This is a genomic window from Petralouisia muris, from assembly GCF_004793545.1.
Classification (GTDB): domain Bacteria; phylum Bacillota; class Clostridia; order Lachnospirales; family Lachnospiraceae; genus Petralouisia; species Petralouisia muris.
On sequence record NZ_SRYA01000027.1, the window covers coordinates 17,534 to 37,065 of the forward strand.

14 protein-coding genes are annotated in these 19,532 nt (G+C 44.2%); all 14 read right to left on the reverse strand.

Annotated elements, in window-relative coordinates; genetic code table 11:
- Nucleotides 1-36: 36 nt before the first annotated feature.
- Entirely contained in the window at nt 37-2,781 is a 2,745-nt protein-coding gene (locus tag E5329_RS14105) for a sensor histidine kinase (protein ID WP_135990156.1), read from the reverse strand.
- A gap of 26 nt (nt 2,782-2,807) precedes the next feature.
- Nucleotides 2,808-3,503, reverse strand: coding sequence for a response regulator transcription factor (locus E5329_RS14110; protein ID WP_135990157.1), 696 nt, complete (start codon nt 3,501-3,503; stop codon nt 2,808-2,810).
- 462 nt (nt 3,504-3,965) lie between these two features.
- Nucleotides 3,966-6,293: a fibronectin type III domain-containing protein gene (locus E5329_RS14115; protein WP_135990158.1), complete on the reverse strand. Its 2,328-nt coding sequence runs from the start codon at nt 6,291-6,293 to the stop codon at nt 3,966-3,968.
- Nucleotides 6,294-6,525: 232 nt separating this feature from the next.
- Nucleotides 6,526-6,669, reverse strand: coding sequence for a hypothetical protein (locus E5329_RS29790; RefSeq protein WP_168356635.1), 144 nt, complete (start codon nt 6,667-6,669; stop codon nt 6,526-6,528).
- 414 nt (nt 6,670-7,083) lie between these two features.
- A complete protein-coding gene (locus tag E5329_RS14120; protein WP_135990159.1) occupies nt 7,084-8,154 on the reverse strand; it encodes a hypothetical protein in 1,071 nt (356 codons plus the stop codon).
- A gap of 379 nt (nt 8,155-8,533) precedes the next feature.
- Complete coding sequence (hydG, locus tag E5329_RS14125) at nt 8,534-9,952, reverse strand: [FeFe] hydrogenase H-cluster radical SAM maturase HydG (RefSeq protein WP_135990160.1); 1,419 nt, start codon at nt 9,950-9,952, stop codon at nt 8,534-8,536.
- Nucleotides 9,952-11,016 carry a [FeFe] hydrogenase H-cluster radical SAM maturase HydE gene (gene hydE, locus E5329_RS14130; protein WP_135990161.1) on the reverse strand — a complete coding sequence of 355 codons (1,065 nt, stop codon included), beginning with the start codon at nt 11,014-11,016 and terminating at the stop codon, nt 9,952-9,954. The genes hydG and hydE overlap by 1 nt, the downstream gene beginning before the upstream one ends.
- A 206-nt stretch (nt 11,017-11,222) precedes the next feature.
- Nucleotides 11,223-13,184 (reverse strand): bifunctional metallophosphatase/5'-nucleotidase, encoded by a 1,962-nt coding sequence (locus E5329_RS14135; RefSeq protein ID WP_135990162.1) that lies wholly within the window; start codon nt 13,182-13,184, stop codon nt 11,223-11,225.
- A 13-nt stretch (nt 13,185-13,197) separates the two neighbouring features.
- Nucleotides 13,198-14,313 (reverse strand): DUF362 domain-containing protein, encoded by a 1,116-nt coding sequence (locus E5329_RS14140; protein ID WP_135990163.1) that lies wholly within the window; start codon nt 14,311-14,313, stop codon nt 13,198-13,200.
- A 506-nt stretch (nt 14,314-14,819) separates the two neighbouring features.
- On the reverse strand, nt 14,820-15,995 hold the full coding sequence (locus E5329_RS14145) for an amidohydrolase (protein ID WP_135990164.1): 1,176 nt from the start codon (nt 15,993-15,995) through the stop codon (nt 14,820-14,822).
- Between the two features lie 156 nt (nt 15,996-16,151).
- Nucleotides 16,152-17,126: a biotin synthase BioB gene (gene bioB, locus E5329_RS14150; protein WP_135990165.1), complete on the reverse strand. Its 975-nt coding sequence runs from the start codon at nt 17,124-17,126 to the stop codon at nt 16,152-16,154.
- A gap of 84 nt (nt 17,127-17,210) precedes the next feature.
- Complete coding sequence (locus tag E5329_RS14155; RefSeq protein ID WP_135990166.1) at nt 17,211-17,981, reverse strand: anti-sigma-I factor RsgI family protein; 771 nt, start codon at nt 17,979-17,981, stop codon at nt 17,211-17,213.
- Entirely contained in the window at nt 17,974-18,456 is a 483-nt protein-coding gene (locus tag E5329_RS14160; protein ID WP_135990167.1) for an RNA polymerase sigma factor, read from the reverse strand. The genes E5329_RS14155 and E5329_RS14160 overlap by 8 nt, the downstream gene beginning before the upstream one ends.
- A gap of 24 nt (nt 18,457-18,480) precedes the next feature.
- The gene (locus tag E5329_RS14165; protein WP_135990168.1) at nt 18,481-19,140 is read right to left on the reverse strand and encodes a hypothetical protein; all 660 of its coding nucleotides are present in this window, start codon (nt 19,138-19,140) and stop codon (nt 18,481-18,483) included.
- Nucleotides 19,141-19,532: the final 392 nt, after the last annotated feature.

Sequence of the window (19,532 nt, forward strand, 5' to 3'; positions counted from 1 at the left end):
TTTTTTCCTATCCGTTTTTTCGCAATATGGAACCGCTCAGACACCTGTGCCGTCAGGCAGTTTTAAAATTTCCGGCTCCTGAGGGAAACTTACGGTAGCTTTGAACAAATCTCCGTCCAGATAAATCTCAAAGGTTCCGTTCATCAGTTCCGTAAGGCTTTTGGCAATGGAAAGTCCAAGACCGCTGCCTTCTGTGCTGCGGGAAATATCTCCCCGGATAAAACGTTCCGTTAATTCCTCCGCATGGATATTCAGAGGATTCTCGGAAATATTTTTAACGGAAAACCTGACCCGGTTTCCATCGGCCTCCATATCTACATAAACCCGCGTATGCTCCATGGCGTACTTTGCCACGTTGCTGTACAAATTCTCCAGCACACGCCAAATACGCCTTCCATCCGCCAGAATAATCACAGGCTTCCGAGGCAGCTTGCTGACAACCGTGAGATTTCTGACCTGAAACCTTTCGTCAAATTCCCCTTCCGTCTGATGCACCAGTTCCACCAGATTAATCCGTTCCATTTCCAACTTGATATTGCCGGAGCTGACCTTAGAAGCTTCCACCAAATCTTCTGTCAGCTGTTTCAGCCGCTGAGACTTGCTGTCCAGCACAGCAATATACCCCTGCACCCGCTCATTCTGCAAATCTTCTCTTTTCAACAGATCCACATAATTGATAATCGAGGTCAGCGGCGTCTTGATATCATGGGATACGTTAGTAATCAAATCCGCTTTTAAATGTTCATTCCGCATACTGTCATCCACTGCATGAAACAGACCGTCTCCGATGGTATTCACTGCTTCTGCAACGCATTTATTGTCTCCGCTTAATTCTTCCGCTGCAATTTTATACTCCAGATCTCCGCCGGAAATCTTGCGGATGCCTTCTAAGACCTTATTGCGCTGCACGCCTTCCCGGATAATCAATACCGCTTCCACACAAGAAAGCAGGATAAAACCCGCCAGGATCAGCATTATCACCTCTTCATCATACATATTGCTCAGTATGCCCGACCAAAGCGCAAAACAAAACAATAAATGCATTCCGAACAAAATCAGCATTTTGGCAGAGGACTTTCTGGTGAGAAACAGCAGGCCAATTCCGTGTACAAACCAGTACAAAATACTCCTCTTCCACAAAACCCCTGCACGAATCCTACGCACAAAACTCAGATAAAAGCTTAAAAACACCGTTCCGCTGAAGAAAGACAATATTCCTGAGGCCAGCATCAGCCCCGTCAGCTCCTCACTGCTAAATTGGTAGAATATCCTGCCAAACAGCAGAAAACAGGTGCTTCCTGCGGATACAACGAGAAAATACAAGACCTCAGTAGGAATCTGATCAAACAGATTCAGATAAATCTTCTCTTCCTCTTCTCTTCTGCCTGCCGCCATACTGAGATAGATCAGGCAAATCAGACAAATCACAAGACTGAGCGCCGCCCCCAGCAGACTGATATATATCCATGGGCGCATTCCTGTGAATTCATCTCTGGCTCTTTTGAATTCATCTTCATTGGGAAAGGCAGTATCCACACAGACAAACAGCACATTGCCCTTTCCTCCGTATTTTGGTTCCAGGAAGCTGTAAAATACATCTTCCATTCCTTTTACATTTGTCTCCAGCCGGATATCGTTTTCCCGGTAATATACATATTTTCCTTTTTTTTCGCCATACTCTGCAAACCCAATATTCAGCGGTTCCTTAATATTCGTGTATATCGTATCTTCATTCCCCCGACTGATCCAGTAAGAAACGTTCGTTCCGTTTTCCGAAAGATTATACAGATTCAGACACCGTTTATACTTGCTGATTTCCTCTCCGATATTGGCAAGCGTATATTCCAATGCAGCATATGCATTGCACATCCGGTTCATAGTATACTCTCCCTTCATGAAATTCTCCCAAATTCCCACGCCGTTTACCGGAAGATAATCTTCTTCTACAAATTCATAACTGACAACCGTATTCAGGTTCATCATATCCATGCTCCCTAAAAGGAGGATCAGCTCATCCCCTTTCAGCTCATACAATTTTCCATTCCGGACCTTTTGAATCATTTTTTCCATTTTTTCATCTTCCGGCAAATCATCTTCTGAATAAGCTTTTTCATCTTCCGGCAAATCATCTTCTGAATAAGCTTTTTCATCTTCCGGAAATACTGTGGTCTCCGAATATGTTTTTCCCTCCTGCACCACCGATATGCTGTAAGAACCGCCGTAATAATGCTCTACGTTCTGAACAATAATTTCCTGCAGCTCTGTGGTCATTTCCTCAAGAGTGGATACTGTTTTTTCTTCGCTCAAAATAGAGACGCCATCTTTATAAACATTCTGTTTCAGACGGATTCTCTGGTCTATGGTATATTCTGACACAAATTCATACTCTGCCTTTTGATATCCCCGTGACCATTCGGACAAATCCCCCAGATAATACTGTAATCTGTTTCCGTCCTTACTTTTTCCCATCCGGCCAGGGATTTCCCTGCTCGCATAATAATCCCAGATTCCCACTTCTTTTTCACTGTCATAGCTTCCGTCCGTTTCAAATTTCTTCCTCAAATCAATAAAATTCAAAATTTCTTCCTCTGATTCTTGAAATTTTGAGAAAAAAGCACTGGAAGATTCAAAGGATTTATTCTTTAAATCACCAAAGTCCAGGATGTCTTTTTGAAACAGCACAACCAGCATCATCACAGACAGCACCAGTATCACGGAAAACACAAGATTGGCTGCAACTGCAATAATCTTCAGGCCAGCAGAATATCGAATTTTTGTCACTTTACCACCGCTTTCATTTCTCAGAATTATTTTGATTTTTCTATCTTATAGCCTACGCCCCAGACCACCTTCAGATACCGGGGCTCTTTGGGATTGATTTCTATTTTTTCCCTGATATGACGGATATGTACCGCTACTGTATTATCTGCGCCAATGGCGTCTTCGTTCCATATGCTCTCATAAATCTGGTTAATAGAAAAAACCTTTCCTTGATTTTTCACTAACAGCAGCAAGATATTGTATTCAATAGGCGTAAGCTTTACCGAAGCATCATCTACGGTTACCTCTTTTAGATCATCATTGATGATCAGACCTCCCACCTGATACACCCGTTTACTGCTTTCTGCTGCGTTGCCAAGCTGGGTGTAACGGCGAAGCTGCGACTTAACCCTTGCCACCAATTCCAGAGGATTGAAGGGCTTGGTCACATAATCATCCGCCCCGATATTCAACCCCAGGATCTTGTCCGCATCCTCAGACTTGGCGGACAGAATAATAATGGGAATGCTGCTGTCTTCCCGGATTTTCAATGTCGCGCGAATACCGTCCAGTTTAGGCATCATCACATCAATAATTAGTAAATGCACTTCATTTTCTCTCAGAACCTGTAAGGCCTGTTCTCCATCATAGGCTTTCAGAATACGATAGCCTTCCTGCTGCAGATAAATCTCAATTGCATCCACAATCTCCCTGTCGTCATCACAAACCAGAATACTTTTCATTTCCTTCACCTCGCTTTATCGTCGGTATTACCGCTTTTCCATTATAACCTTTGAAAAGCCGGATGGCAACATTCCGGTATGTAATGTACAGAAATTCCCTCTGCCGCAGATTGCGTTCCACTCTTTCATAATATCCAGTCAATCCCTGTTCTTACAGTATAACAACTGATTGTTAAGTTATGCGGGGGAAATTTATTAAGATTTTTTGAAATTACAGCCAGAGCCGTCACAAAAAATGCCGGATTCAGTTAATGCAAAAAGAACCGTAAAACCTGAATGATCCGGCCCGTTTCACTTAGACAGAATAAATTACTATACCTTGCAACAACGGCAAAAATCGCTGCTCCCCGGTAAATACAAGGGATACAGCGATTTTTTAAATTTCCAGCTGTCAAAGATGGGATTATACGTTTTCCCCGGGATGTCGTCAATAGAAAGCAACCGCCCTTTACTTTTTAGCTGTTAAAATACGGCAGGTATCGCATAGAGTTTTGACTTTGCCTTGCCTTGGCTTATGGTTGATGATACCCAGATAATGCTCCCTTTATATAAAATGGGCTGTGAATCACCGTCAAATACCATATTCGCATATTTTTTGGAATAAATCTTTTTGCCGGTATCACTGTATACCACATAATTTAAAGTGGTTTTCCCTTTCTTGGTAGTGGTATAAAGAATGGCAAAACGGTTGTCTGATAATTTTACCATACGCGTCTCTCCTACAGTAACGGAGGTGGTCTTTGGATGATATGTTGTCAGCCATTTAAATGTAATCTTCCCTGATTTGCGGTTTGCAAAAGCCAGAAATGCATTGTACTTCATATCATAACCAAACCCGGAAATCTTTTTTATTTTATTTTTGTGAGGCTGCGAGGTGCCGCATATAAGCACATTCTCACTCCCAATTTCCATGCCCCCAACTCTGCATCCGGTAAAGTTATCGCCGCTTCCTCCCTGAAATTCCAACACGGATAAAGAACTCACTTCCGGTTTCTCTAAGCCATAATCAGATACAGTTGTCAATACAATACTGCGGGGATGGGCATCTCCGTGATCCAAAAGATAGAGCGTACCATCTTTAAATTTAGCAAACTGATTAAAAGAATGGCTGGCGTAACTCTCATTCGCTTCCGTTGCCTTCATATTCTTCGTATCAATTTTAAAGGAAATATTAGACTGATGGCGCAGCCCGTCGAAGGTGGTAAACATCTGTCTTGAGGTCATCAGGTAAAGGGTGCTTCCCTGCATATCCATGCGGCAGTTTCCGGCATCAAAGGGGGAATAAATTCCCTCAAAGGTATTTCCGGCGCCGCCGGTGATGTTTGCAGTTTTTAATTTTTTCCAATTGCTGTTGTATTGGATTACTTTAACAACCGTTTTTTTCCTGCTTTCTTTGGGATTCTGGTAGCCTACAGCGACATACAAATTACCGTCTGTCCCCTGGTAAAATCCGCCCCACACGTCATATTTCAGTTTTACTGTTTTTGTCTTTTTCACCTTGAAGGAAGAACTTAAGGTATAAATTTTTAAATTGCCATTATTCTGAACACAGACTACGTTTAATTTGCCGCCAGACTGGTAGTAATATGTATTGTCCGGGTGTGACCAGTTGGATGAATACTGTCCCATACCGTTAGATGCTTTTTGCTTTATCTGGCTGCATGATATTTTTTTTGTTTTATTTTTTAAGGGAATGATCTGGGACACGGATGAGGAGTAATCACTTTCACCAATTTCATCCACGGTAACCAGTTTGTAGTAGTATGTGACACCCTTGCTGACTTTCTGTTTATAAGAAGTTATTGTGCCGCTCTTTGCCGTGTAAATACACTTATAGGTTCCATTCTCCTGTGTGGAACGGTAAAGTTTATATCCCGTTGCACCTTCAAAGGCCTCCCATTGGATTAGCAAATTGCTGCTGCCGGATTTTTTCACAGAGGTAATGGCAGAACCCGCCATTTTTTTGGCTGTAAAACCCTCCGCAAATGCATATGCATCTCCCACTACGGTGCGCATATCATCCGTTACATAACCAACAATCTGGTAATAATATTCCACGTTCCATTTTACAGGTAAAGTAACGCTGGTTGTGCCCGCGCCTACCGTTTGAATTGTTTCAAATTTATCGTCGCTTACTGCGCGCTGCACATAGTAGCCGCTGCAACCGGGATAATTTTTCCATTTCAAGGTAATATGGTTAAAATCCGTCTGTTTGAGAGCCGAAAATGAAACTCTTGCTGGCACTACATAAGCACGTTGTTTGTAAGAGGTATTCCCGGTTGAAACAATGATATCTGTATAGCCGACTTTTACAGTCTCACATTTGACTATCTCAAATACGATGCCGCCGGCTTCCACAGTCTTTTTCTCTCCTGACGTAATTTTCAGTACATCAGTATTGGTACTGGAAACAGAAAAAGTAACGGGGCTGCTGCCTTTATTCTCACAAAAGTAAGCTATGGAGCAGCTGTTATCTGTAGAATCAAGTCTATAATACTCTTTCCAATATGGTTCGTCTGACACAAACTCAAACGTGAACTCTTCTTCCTGTGCAGCCCTGCTTTTTGCTGCCTGATCCGGTGTAACGGGCGGTATGCTGTCTCTTTTTTGCGGTTGATCCGGCGTAACGGATGCTATACTGCCTCGTTCCTGCGGCTGTGCCTGCAAAGTGCTGCCGTCTTCCTGCAAAGCCGTTGGCTGCATACTGGCAGCGGCATATTCTGCACACACTGGCTGTATGGCATTTACAGATAAGACAGCTGACAATAATAGGGCTATTATTTTCTTCACTAATTTTTCCTCCTTACGTTTTATAACTGTAAATAATTATACATCACTTTACAATTTTTTACAAGCAGACCACCCGGGAATGGACAGTTAAATAGAACAAAGTGGGCAAGCCCACATCAACTCCCCTGTCCCCTCAATCCCCCGGGGATTGCATACTTTGCGCGCCGAGCACGACCCCTTTAGCGACATCATACCTCTCGTGTGAGTGCGCATCTTTATTTTTAAGCGGTATTTAGTCCCCTATCAGGACTTTCTTTCCTGCAAAGGCAAACCCGTATTTACGGATATGTTCCTTCGGTATATTCTTTCCAACCAGAACCGTATCATATTGTTTCTCTTCAATCTGGTCAAGGGCTGCTTTCACAGTTTCCGGCAAGCCGGCTTCTTCCTCCGAACCACTCCCGCACCATACGCTGGAACATCAGCTTTACTTCCAGATTCGTCAGCGTAAGTTCATATTCCGGTTCATAAATAATTCCTGCCTCATAATCCGTCCGAATTCCTTCATATGTAATTACTTTGAGATTCTTCTAAACCAATTTGTATCAAATAAAACTCAGAAACTCCATAAAAGTGTCATAATTTTCCAGTTTTAATTGTCATAATATATGGAGTATGAATTCAGATAGATTTTTTCAGATTCTACTGAAAAATTTTTTAAAAGGGGCTGTCGAAAAATTGGAATTCATGCACAATATTGCATTGTGATATTGGAACAATCACAGCATATATTGTGGGAATCCGTCTTTTTCCGACAGCCCTTTTTTATGCCATTTTCAATTTTATTCCCTTATTTTCTACCAAAAGGAAACCGCCTCTCCTTCTTCTCAGGCACCGGATTTTCTTCCCCTTCTTTCCATTTAAAATATTCAGCATCCAGATCCACATGGATTTCCGGCGGCAGCTTGGGAATTTCTGCTGTTTCCATTGATAATTCTGATCGGGAGGAAATGGCGGAACCGCCTGTTCTTGCAGCATTTTCCATTTCCTTAATCTCAGATTCCACCATAGCCGCCAGTCCTGCACCGGCTTTTGCCAGAATATCATCCAGTCCCTTTTCCCTCTCAGCCATAGTAGTTTCTTTTTTCTCCGTGTCCAGGGACATATCCTCAATTTTTATGCCGTTTCCTCGGTTTCTCTTCGCCCTGCGGCGCAGATTTTCCGCAAATTCTTTTCCTGTGATATGGGCCAGGCTTTCTGTGGCGTCTGACTGGTTCCCGGAGCCCTGCTGATCTGCCTCATAGGTTTTACCAGTGCGTTCAAAGTAAGCCTGATTGATCTTAATTTCCGGTTTCACTGCAGAATAAGATTTACCCTCGTTTTGAATTCGTTTTTCCTTCCGGCCTTCCACCTCCATCTGCCGTTCTTTTTCCCGCTGCCGGTTCACTTCCTCAATCAGCTTGACATATTTGTCTGTATCTGCAAAATCCCGAAGCTGACCTGTCAATTCCAGCTGATTACGTCTGACCCGTTCCCGCTGTTCTTCTATATCCGTATTCATTTTGCGGAAAATACTCTGAACTGCCTGATTCGCATCATCCATAATATAACAAATCCGGTTGATGGCGTCATCCGTATACATAATAGAAGCTGCATAAATATCGTCCGCATGCCTGCTTGCCTTCTGAAGGATTTCCTCTCCCCGCTTCTCACAGCGCCGTTCCGCTATCTCATGTTTCCTTGTGGTAAGCTCATATTGATCCATCGCTTCATAAACAGCAAGGTTCAGCTGCTCTAATAATTCAAAAACAATCTGTTTTTCTACAATAATTTTCGTGCCGCTTCCCTCATAAGGTTCACTTTTGGAAAACAGCAGGTGTATACTTTTTAAAATGCGTTCTATTTTATCCTGTACGCTCATATTTCATCCCCTGTTCTGCTGAAATGTATCTGAAACTTATACCCTTGAGCCAAATCAGTGTGCTCCTGAGTATAAAACCCTGTATTCTTCGAAAATTCTGAGGACATACCTTTGTCAATTTTACCAGAATTGCTTTACAGTTGCAAGAAAAAATCCATGTTACCAATATCTGTAACAACATCCTTATACTTGTTGACAAACCACTCTTTTAAAAGTATATTGAAAAAAAGGAGATGATATTCCTATGATTCAAACAAATGAGGAGATGATGCCTGATGACCCACGCTTATGATAAAGTCAAGCAGCCATATCGGAAATTTCATAGAAAAGTCTGTCGGAAATCCCATCATTTTCCGACAGACACTTTTTTATTCAACTGCTAAAACCGGAAATCCCGCTCTCCTTTATGAATATTCGCCAGATAATCAACCACCTTCTCTTTTACTTTAGGATTCGTGATAACATCCAGCTCCTTTTCAATCAGCTTATCACCAATTTCCCTGGTTTCCTTGGAAGCATAGTCCTCTAAATATTCTTTTAAGGTCATCAGAGCGTTGGGATGACAGCAGTTTACAATCTGGCCGCTCTTTAACAATGTCATAAACCGATCCCCAGTTCTCCCTTCCCGATAACATGCAGTACAGAAGCTCGGCACATAATCCATTTCCATCAGCCATCTGACCACTTCATCCAAAGTACGATTATCGCTGACGTCAAACTGCGCGGAGTTCTCCTCCTCCGGTTCCGGCTCCACATAGCCCCCCACACTGGTTCTGGACGCCCCGCTGATTTGGGAAATTCCAAGGCGCAAAACCTTTTCCCGGCAGGCCTTGCTCTCCCGCGTGGAAACAATCATACCCGTGTAAGGAACGGCAATCCGGATACAAGCCACTATTTTTTCAAAAATCTCATCTGAAATTCCATTGTCAAACACATCCGGATCGATGTCATCTGCCCGGCGCAGCCTGGGAACGCTGATGGTATGAGGACCTACCCCTTTGTATGCCTCCAAATGTTCCGCATGCATCAGAATTCCGGTAAAATCATAACGGTAATTGTTCAGCCCGAACAGCACTCCCAGTCCCACATCATCAATCCCGCCTTCCATAGCTCGATCCATTGCTTCTGTATGGTAAACATAATCATGCTTCGGCCCTGTGGGATGCAGTTTTTCATAAGATTCCTTATGGTAGGTTTCCTGGAACAGAATGTAGGTGCCGATTCCCGCCTCTTTTAATTTTAGATAATTTTCCACGGTAGTGGCGGCAATATTTACATTCACCCGACGGATTGCCCCATTCTTATGTTTAATGCTGTAAATGGTATGAATGCATTCCAGAATATATTCAATGGGATTATTGACAGGATCTTCTCCCGCCTCCAGGGCAAGCCGTTTATGTCCCATATCCTGTAGAGCCACAACCTCCTTCACGATTTCTTCCTGCGTCAGTTTTTTTCTGGCAATATGCTTGTTCTTCAGATGATAGGGACAGTATTCGCAGCCGTTGATACAGTAATTGGACAAATACAGGGGTGCAAACATTACAATGCGGTTTCCATAAAAATCCTGCTTGATCTGCCGGGCAAGGGCATAGATTTCCTGATTGATGTCTTCAAGCTCACAATCTAATAACACCGCCGCTTCCCGATGGGAAAGGCCTTTCCGAAGCTTTGCTTTTTCCAGGATCTGCTCCAGCAGTTCTCTGTTATTTTTATTTTCCTCTGCATAGGACAGAGATTCAAGAATCTCCTCATGGCTGATAAATTCTTCTGCTTTGGGTGACATTACATTATACATTATGATTCCTCCTTATAATCGCCCCGGTCAACGACCAGTTTATATCCAATCTGTTCCATTCTCCGGTTCAGGCAAGCCCGGCATTCCGCCGCCTCATCCCCGGTACAGATTTTGTTATCATACAATTCATATTTTTTTCGCACAGAAGTAGGGGACAGGTTGGGCATTACCACATTGGCTCCCGCCAGAATTCCCTTCTCCCGCCCTTTCGGATCGATGGTTCCCAATGCGGTCGTGGCAGGCAGCAGCAGCTTCGGCATCATTACCCTCAAAAGTCCAATCAAAAAAAGCGTCAATTCCAGCGTCCCGGCAGATTCCCCGGCAAAGGGGGTATCGTGATGAGGCACAAAAGGCCCGATGCCTGCCATATGGGGCTCCAGTTCACGGATAAACATCATATCCTCTGCCAATTGGGCCGAGGTCTGCCCTGGGCTTCCCACCATAAATCCCGTACCTGTCTGATAGCCGATTTTTTTCAGATCATACAGACATTTTTTCCGATGCTCCAAAGACAGTTCCGGCGGATGCAGCTTCCGGTAATGTTCCTCATCTGCCGTTTCATGGCGAAGCAGGTAACGGTCTGCCCCCGCCTGAAATAAACCGAGATAACTCTCGTGGGAACGCTCTCCCACCGACAGGGTAATGGCGCAGTCTGGATAGGCTTTTTTGATCCCTCCAACAAGCTCTTCCAGTTCCTTCTGGGAAAATGCTCCGTCCTCGCCGCCCTGCAGAACAAAGGTCCGAAATCCCAGTTCATATCCCGTCCGGCAGCATTCCATAATCTCTTCTCTGGTTAACCGGTAACGCTGGGCGTTCCTGTTGCTTCTGCGAATACCGCAGTATTTGCAGTCATTTTTGCAGTAATTGGTAAATTCTATTAATCCTCTGGTATATACTTTATTCCCGTAATATTTATGCTGCCATTTTCTTGCTTTTTCAAAAAGATATTCCGCTGCGTCAGGGCTTCGGCCCTCCAGCAGCGCAATCCATTCTTCCCTGGCCAGCCGTGATTCAGCCTCCAGCTTATCAATTAATTGCCTGGTCTGCTCCATAAGTTCCTCCATAATAGAATGAAAAAAGGGGCTGCCGGAAAATGAAATTTATACACAAGATATGATATGAATTCTTAAAAACCAAAACCATATCTTATGCCTGAATTTCATTTTCCGACAGCCCCAGAAAATCCTTATAAACTCTTTCTTATGCTGGCTGCACCGTTCCCTTCAGGATATCCTTGTGGTCTGGTTCGCTTATTTTTCCTGGTTTACAGTCAGAGCTTTCTTCCTGCGCACCTTTTCTTCTTTTTTCTCCAACGCACAATCAGCGCAATCACCAGTATGATAATGATCACAAACCCTGCAGCTGCTGCAAAAACAGCCAGCGCAATGCCGTTGGGGTTCTTTAAGACAGCCCCTAAACTGCTGTCATTTTCTACTACTTTCCGGTCATGAGTGGTGCTGTAGTATTCCGGAATTTCCGGCTCCTTGGCTTCTGTTTCTTTCTCGAAAGAATCCAGATATCTTGCCACGCATTCCCACGCTTTTAATTCCTGCCCATCTACATAGATGATGTGTTCTTCCAATTGTTCTATAGGAATCTCATTTCCTTGGGCATCCTTTGGCACAATAGAGAGAATGCCGTAGGATTGTTCTGTCACAGCGCCCAGCATCTGTCCGCTGTAAAGATCGGCAATCAGCCGGTAAAGCTTATCATCCTCCAATTCCTGCACATTTCCGTCCATATCCTGAAATTTTACATCTGTAACTTTATTCAGAATCATCCGGCTGGGATTTATCGTATACGTAAGCCCGCTGACATATAGCTGGGCCGTTGTCATCATCGGTGAAATAGACGCATCCACCTCTGCCATGGTTTTTAACTCTTTTCCGGTAAAATATGCGCTTACCAGCGGATATCCCGGTATGCCGTCCGGCCCGCTTCCCAGAGAAAGGGTCTGAAAAGCATCCGAAACCGTAATGTCTTTATCCTTATGGAAGGTATCTCGGATACATCCGCTTGGAACCACCGCTACCATGGCAGGATTCGCATCTCCGGTATCGCTGTTGTTAACTACATAACGGTAAGAATCTGCCAGCAGATTCCCCAAGGGCTCCTCCTGCAACTTCTCCCCCAGTCCATTGATCCCGGTAAATTCCCAGGGATTGCGAGCAAGCACCTGATCCTTGGTAAACCCAAACCGGGAAAGATAATCGGAATCAATGGTCGCGCCCAACTCTTTAATTTTTTCTGCCGCCTCTTTCTCTTCCGGATAAGCTTCATCCATCAAGGTTAACTTATAATCTGTAAGGCTCCAGCGTCCGTCTTCCTTCTGAGTCATCGACAATGTTCCCACCCGGGCACCGTATTCTCCGGTTGACACAATCACTGTATTGCCGTGGATGATAGGCTCTTCCAAAATACTGTGGGTATGGCCGCTTACAATCAAATCCAGCTCCGGCACGCCCTTTGCCAGCAATTCATCCTCTGATTTCTTCTCATCCTCCCAGGTTCCGCTGTGGGACACACATATGATCACGTCCGCATTTTCCTGCTTCTGAATCTCCTCCACTGTATCTTTCACGGCTTCCACCGGATCCCGAAAAGTCAATGCGCAGGTAGGCGCGCATTCCAGGGAATCTTTTCCAAAAACGCCGATAATTGCAATTTTTACGCCGCCTTTTTCCACTATGATATAAGGTTTCACGCCATACATTTCAAAAGCTTCCTGCAGTATGGCTCCCTCTTCTGCCTTTTCGCTTTTTAACGTTGCTTCCCAGTCTATGTTGCAGACCACCAGAGGGGGAATCTCATCCCCGCTGTCCTTGGCTGCCTGAAGCATATCTGCCAGACCTTTGCTTCGGTAATCAAATTCATGATTTCCAAAGGTAGCGGCGTCTGCTCCAAGATATCCCAGCATCCGAAGTTCTGCGGCCTGTGTAGTATATACTGTCTGATACAGCGTTCCCATAGAAAAATCTCCGCCGTCTAAGTACAGAAAATTTTCCTCCGACTGCCGCTGCTCATTCAGATATGTCATAATCCTGGCAAAGCCGCCCACCTGCTGTTCTTTCCCATCCTCTTCCAGATAAAAAGGCTCCAGATGAGAATGGAGATCATGTGTAAACGCCACTTTCACTTCTTTGGATTCTTTGGCATATGCAGTGCTTTCCGAAACAATCATCCCCATCAGGAAAAGCAGCAGCAGTTTCCATGCTCTCTTCATTATTTTCATAAATACTATTTCCTTAAATTTCAATCAATTCATATTCCCTGCTGCCAATGCCTATTTTCTCAGCATGCTCCACGCAGGATTTCCAGTTGGTATCTGGATGGGTAATATGGAAATGATCATGGCTTTCATCATGGTCATGTTCTTTATTTTCCTGCAATACGCTTCCTGCAATCACCGGCTGACGGTTACAGGCGTCTGCACAGGCAACATCTAAGGCCACAGGATCAAAAGAGGCAAACATTCCCACATCGGGGATAATCGGAATATCATTTTCCGCATGGCAGTCACAATTTGGGGACACATCACAGACAAGTGAGATATGGAAGTGGGGCCGATCCTGAATCACCGCCTTGCTGTATTCTGCCATTTTATAATTCAATATGTCACTGGAATCCCCAAAGCTTGGCTCCACCGCATCTCTGGGGCAAATGCCAATACAGCGTCCGCAGCCCACACAATTGTCATGATTAATAGAAGCTTTCTTGTCTGTCACAGTAATTCCTGTATGGGCACAAACTCTGGTGCACATGCCGCAGCCTACGCATTTCTCCTGACTCACATACGGCTTCCCTTCGCTGTGCATCTCCATTTTCCCTGCACGGGAACCGCAGCCCATGCCGATATTTTTCAAGGCTCCGCCGAAACCTGCCATTTCATGGCCTTTAAAATGATTCAAAGAAATAAAGATATCCGCATCCATAACCGCACGGCCGATTTTGGCTTCCTTCACATATTCACCGTCCACAGGAACAAGCTCCTCGTCCATTCCCTTCAGCCCGTCTCCGATTATTACATGACAGCCTGTGGAAAATGGCGTAAATCCATTCTCATATGCAGTGTCCAGATGATCCAGGGCGTTTTTCCTGCTTCCCACATACAGGGTATTGCAGTCTGTCAAAAACGCCTTCCCTCCTAACTCTTTCACGATATCCGCTACTACCTTGGCATAGTTGGGACGCAGAAAGGCCAGATTTCCAAGCTCCCCGAAATGTATCTTAATTGCCGCATACTTATCTGTAAAATCTATGTTCCTGATTCCTGCTGTAAATATCAGACGTTTTAACTTATCTGGAATATTTTCCGTATATGAAGTTTTAAAGGTTGTAAAATATACTTTCGATTTATCCATGAGACCCGCTCCTCCTTAAATTATATTTAAGGTACATTATAACATTGCCGGCACTTTTTTGCAATAAAATATCAAAAACATTTCATAAATGATGATGCCTGAACTGCGTTTTTTTCACCTGATATTTTTTTTACTTTTTCTTCATAATTTCTTTTGAATTCTTTATCTTTCTTTTAGAAATTGTCCACAATTTGCACACATTTATGTCCTATACTCATTATATCAAATGAAGTTGATAGCACAAACAAGCGCGCACCGTTATTGACTTCGACCAACAACAATTTAACTTTTATGAAAAGTTATTTTACATATATTGGTGCCACCGCCCAAGATGTGGCACCCCATGAAACATTTCATAAATTTACTCCCCCAAAAAGGGTTGCCTTACGGCAGCCCTTTCCTTCCGTTCTGCAGGCACTTTTATGCAGACATACTAAAGCAAATGAGTATGACTGCAATCTTTTTCTTCGTTTTAGACAGTTCCACAAGTTCCGGCTGCAATTGTTTCACGATTCCTTAAAGCTGTAAGTAATCCTCCCATCAATCAGCACATAACAAATTCTGGTATCAGAAATCATGGGATTGCCCTCTGCAATCACAAAGTCTCCGTCTTTTCCAATTTCCAGGGAACCTACCCGTTCAGACACTCCAATATGCTTTGCAGCATTAATAGTAATCGCCTTTAATGCGTCAAATTCATCCATTCCGGATTTCACTGCAAGTCCGGCGCACAGTGCAAGATACTGCTGGGGAATCACAGGAGAATCTGTAATAATAGACACCTGACAGCCTGCCCTTGCCAAATCTCCCGGGGTTTCAAAGCTTTTATTTTTCAGTTCAAATTTCGAAGCATGAGTCAGGGTAGGCCCCACTGCCACAGGATAACCTTCTTTTGCCAAGTCCTCTGCGATCAAAGAACCATCCGTACAATGGTCAAGGGCCAGGCCCGTCCCAAATTCCCTGGCAATGCGGATGGCAGTATAAATATCATTTGCCTGATGCACATGGGCCTTCAGGGGCAATTTTTTCTGAATGACCGGAATCAGCGCTTCCAGCTTGGGATCATAGGGAGGCTGCTTTGAGATATCATCTCCTGCCGCTTCCTTTCTGGCAAGATACTCTTTGGTTCGCTGCAGCATGATCCGCAATTTGGAGGCAACTGTCATCCGGGAATATATTTCTTTGTCTTTATAGCAGAGCTTTGGATTTTCACCGAATGCACATTTCATGGCCGCTTTTTCCTTAATAACCATGTCGTCAATGCGTTTCCCAACTGTCTTGTACACTGCAAAAGTGCCGCCCAGTACATTAGAGCTTCCCGGACCTGCCGCTACGCAGGTTACTCCTCCTTCCATAGCAAGACGGATACTTTCATCCTGTGGATTCAGTCCGTCAACAGCAGAAAGCTCCGGCGTCAGAGATTCTGACATTTCATTATAATCTGCCCCCTCAAATCCGATGGCATAGCCGTCCAGTCCCAGATGGCAATGGGCTTCCACAAATCCAGGATAAACCTCAAGCCCGGAAGCATCCAGCACCTGCACTTTGCCAAACTCCTTTTCCTCCAGCTTTGGCTCAATTCTGGCAATTTTTCCGTGTTCCACGAAAATATCTGCTGTATAAGCTTCTTCATGGATCGCATCATGAATCGTTCCATGTTTTATCAATAATCTTTGTTCCATATGACTTCTCCTTCCACATACACTTGGTACTATAGAATAATTTATCCCCAAATACAAACAAACTGCGCCTAAATATAAAACCTCTCTCCTACCGGCGCTACTAAGCATATTATTTCAAATTTCTGGCATTTTTAGCTTCCCCCGTATCTCTTCCTGCTATTCACAAACATCCGCAACCCGATAGCCCAGTTCCTTCAGCATTTCCAAATCCTTCTGAATCGTAATTCCAGCAGTGGTCAGCATGTCGCCGGTAATAGCTGCATTGGCTCCGGACTGAAAACATCTTCGCCCCTGATCCTCCATCAGTCCTCTGCCGCCTGCCAGCCGGATGAAGGAACCAGGCAAAATAAAACGAAAAACAGCCACAATCCGACACATGTCCTCTTCTGTCAGTCTGGGATTTTTCTCATAAGGGGTTCCCGGAATCGGATTCAGCATATTTACTGGTACGGAATTCACTCCCAGCTCCTGCAGCCTGAAAGCCAGGTCAATGCGGTCTTCCATACTTTCTCCCAATCCCATAATTCCGCCGCTGCAGACACTCAGGCCTGCTCTTTTGGCCGCCTGCAGGGAAGCAATTTTATCTTGTTGTGTATGTGTGGTGCAGACATTGGGAAAATAATTTTCCGAGGCTTCGAGATTATTATGTACCCGTTCTGCTCCTGCCGCCTTCACCTTTCCAAATTCTTCCTCATCCAACAATCCAAAAGACACGCAGACAGAAATATCCACCTTCTCCCTGATCTGACGGATGCTTTCGCAAGCCTGCTCCACTTCCTGACGGCTCAATTTTCTGCCAGAAGTAACAATGGAATACCTGGGCACTCCCCGCTTACTGTTGTATTCTGCCTGCTGCAGTAATTCTTCCGTTCCCAGCAGGGGATAGCTCTCAACATCCGTTGGATAGAAAGAGGACTGTGCACAATATTTACAATCTTCCGAGCATTTTCCGCTCTTTCCATTAATGATCGTACAAAGATCAAACTGATTCCCGCAAAACTTCCGCCGGATCTCATCTGCCGCCTGTGTCAGCTCTTTTAAAGGCATTACTGCCAATGCAAGAGCATCTGTCTTATTGATCTGATATCCCTTCAACACTTTATTCTTTAAAAGTTCTAATTTTTCTTCCATAATTACCTCCTGCGTAATACGGGCTGCCGGAAAATGAAATTCAGGCACAATCTATAGTTGTGGCTCCAAAAAACTTTACGGGCATTACTGTTCATCGTGATGCCCGCTGTGGTGGTGGTGCTGCTGCCTGCCGTGGCTGCAGCCCGCCTGCATATTTTCTAATTCATTTTCACTTACGGTTTCTGACCGCCCGTTTTCATATTGTGATAAAAGCTGCTGAAGCTGACACATAGAAATATTCTGACAATTCTCAGCCGTCAGCCCTGAGCCATATTGTGTAAGAAGCTGGTAGATTTGATATTTTCCCAAAGACATTCCACAATCATGGGCCGCAGTAACTGTTTCCATATCTGCGCTTCCGCACATCCCATGGTAATGAGTTGCCACTACACTGTCCTGCAAACCTGAGAGAAGCTCTTCCGCCTTTACAGAAGCAACTGTAACCGTCAATTCTGCATCTGCCGTCAGATATGGCTGCATAGCGTCACTTTCCACCAAAAGCTCCACCGCTTCTAAATAGTCCTTTCCCTTCAGCTGTAAATGTTCTAACACTTTTGCCCCATCCCTGTTTCTGCTCTTTGCATCCGTGACACGGTTTCTGCGATTCAGGGTCAATTCAATGGAAGGATTCACATCCACGCTGACATAAGACACCGGCATTTCCCAAAAATACCAGTTACCAATTCCAATGCAAAGCAGCAAAACAGCAAAGACAGGCGCCAGAGTGACTAACCGGAATTTAGCAGAATTCTTTGTTGTTTTTTGATTCTCCTGCTTCAGATAATCAGAAACAGATTGCTTCATCTGTTCTGTTGCATGAATCTGATCAAATGCTTTCTGAATCTCATCATACATTCCTGCCACCTCCCAGCCTCTGTTTCAGCAATTCTCTTCCCCTTGATAAAAGGGAATACACTGTGTTTTCCTTTTTATGCAGCATTGTCCCAATTTCTTTGGCAGTATATCCTTCATAATAATGAAGATAAATCACATCTTTATATTTCGCCGGCAGCGAAAGCACTATTTCTAATAATTCCATCTGCTCCGGCATCACGCTGGCAGCTTCTTCTGAAAGCACATCCAGGGGCACTGTACTATGCCGGAATAATTTTCTTTTCAAATCTTTACAGGCATTGAGAGTAACGCGGATCAGCCATGCCTTCTCGTGTTCTTTGCTTTCAAAGACCGCAGAATGGAGGACATACTTCAAAAACACCTCCTGAAGCACATCCTCCGTATCTTCATGATTATTAAGATGCAAAAGGCAAATCCTACGAATCATATCAGAATAGGATTCGATTGCCTGTTCAACCTCCTGCTCGCCGCGCATACAATATCCCCTTTGTACTTCTTATCAGTGGTGGCTTCCTCCATGATGACTGCCTCCGTGATGGCCGCCTCCGTATCCATTACCACTGCCGCCTGTATAATTGTCGCAGACTCCATCGCCATTGGAATCTACATAGCTTCCGCAATGGCCGCTTCCGTTATGGGAACAGTAATCGCAGACTCCATTTCCATCAGCATCTACATAATTGCCGCAGGCTCCGCCATGAGCGCAATAGTCACAGATTCCGTCTCCATTGGCGTCTACATAATTGCCGCAGGCCCCGCCATGGGCACAATGATCACAAACTCCGTCTCCATTGGCGTCTGTATAATATGGGCAAACGGGGCTTGCCGTTGTGTCGGGAACCTCTGCTGCTGCGTCTGCCGGGGCAGACTCTTCTACTGGCGCCTGTTCTTCTGCCGGAGCGTCTATATCTTCCGCTGCATCATCGGCTAACTCTGTATCCTGAATATCCACTATCATATCTGCTTCTTCTGACGTTTCCTCCGGGCTTATCGTGCTGGTATTTATAATTGCATTGCTCAGTCCGGCTTTCCTTGTAGTTACTTCCTGCTCTACGCGGGGGCTTGATTTCTGCATATTCGCCGCAATTACAGGTGCGGAAATTCCGCATACTACAACAAAAGCGAATGCCGCAATCAGTATTTTCTTCATCTTATTCATATCTGCCTCCTGAATGTTCTTATTGGTGGATGATTGATGTGTGCTCTTTACTTATAATACGATGCAAAATAGAAAATACTTGCACTCTTTTGAAAAATATTTTCATTTCTGTAGAAAATAACCTGAAATCCATTGCGTCTCCTATACCGCCAGGATTGTTCCTGTATTAGGACGAAACACAGACACATCTGAATTTCCAGAATATAACTCTGTTCCATAATCCGCAGCGATGCATCCGCAAAATAAACAAAAACAAAATAGAATGATTGCTAAAACCTGAACTGCTTTCCTCATAATTCTCCTTTTTTCTAATCATAACACAAAGTGAAAAAGAAATCCACAAAACTTGAGACCGCTTTTAGTAATTAATTTGGCGACTCATGGTAAATCTC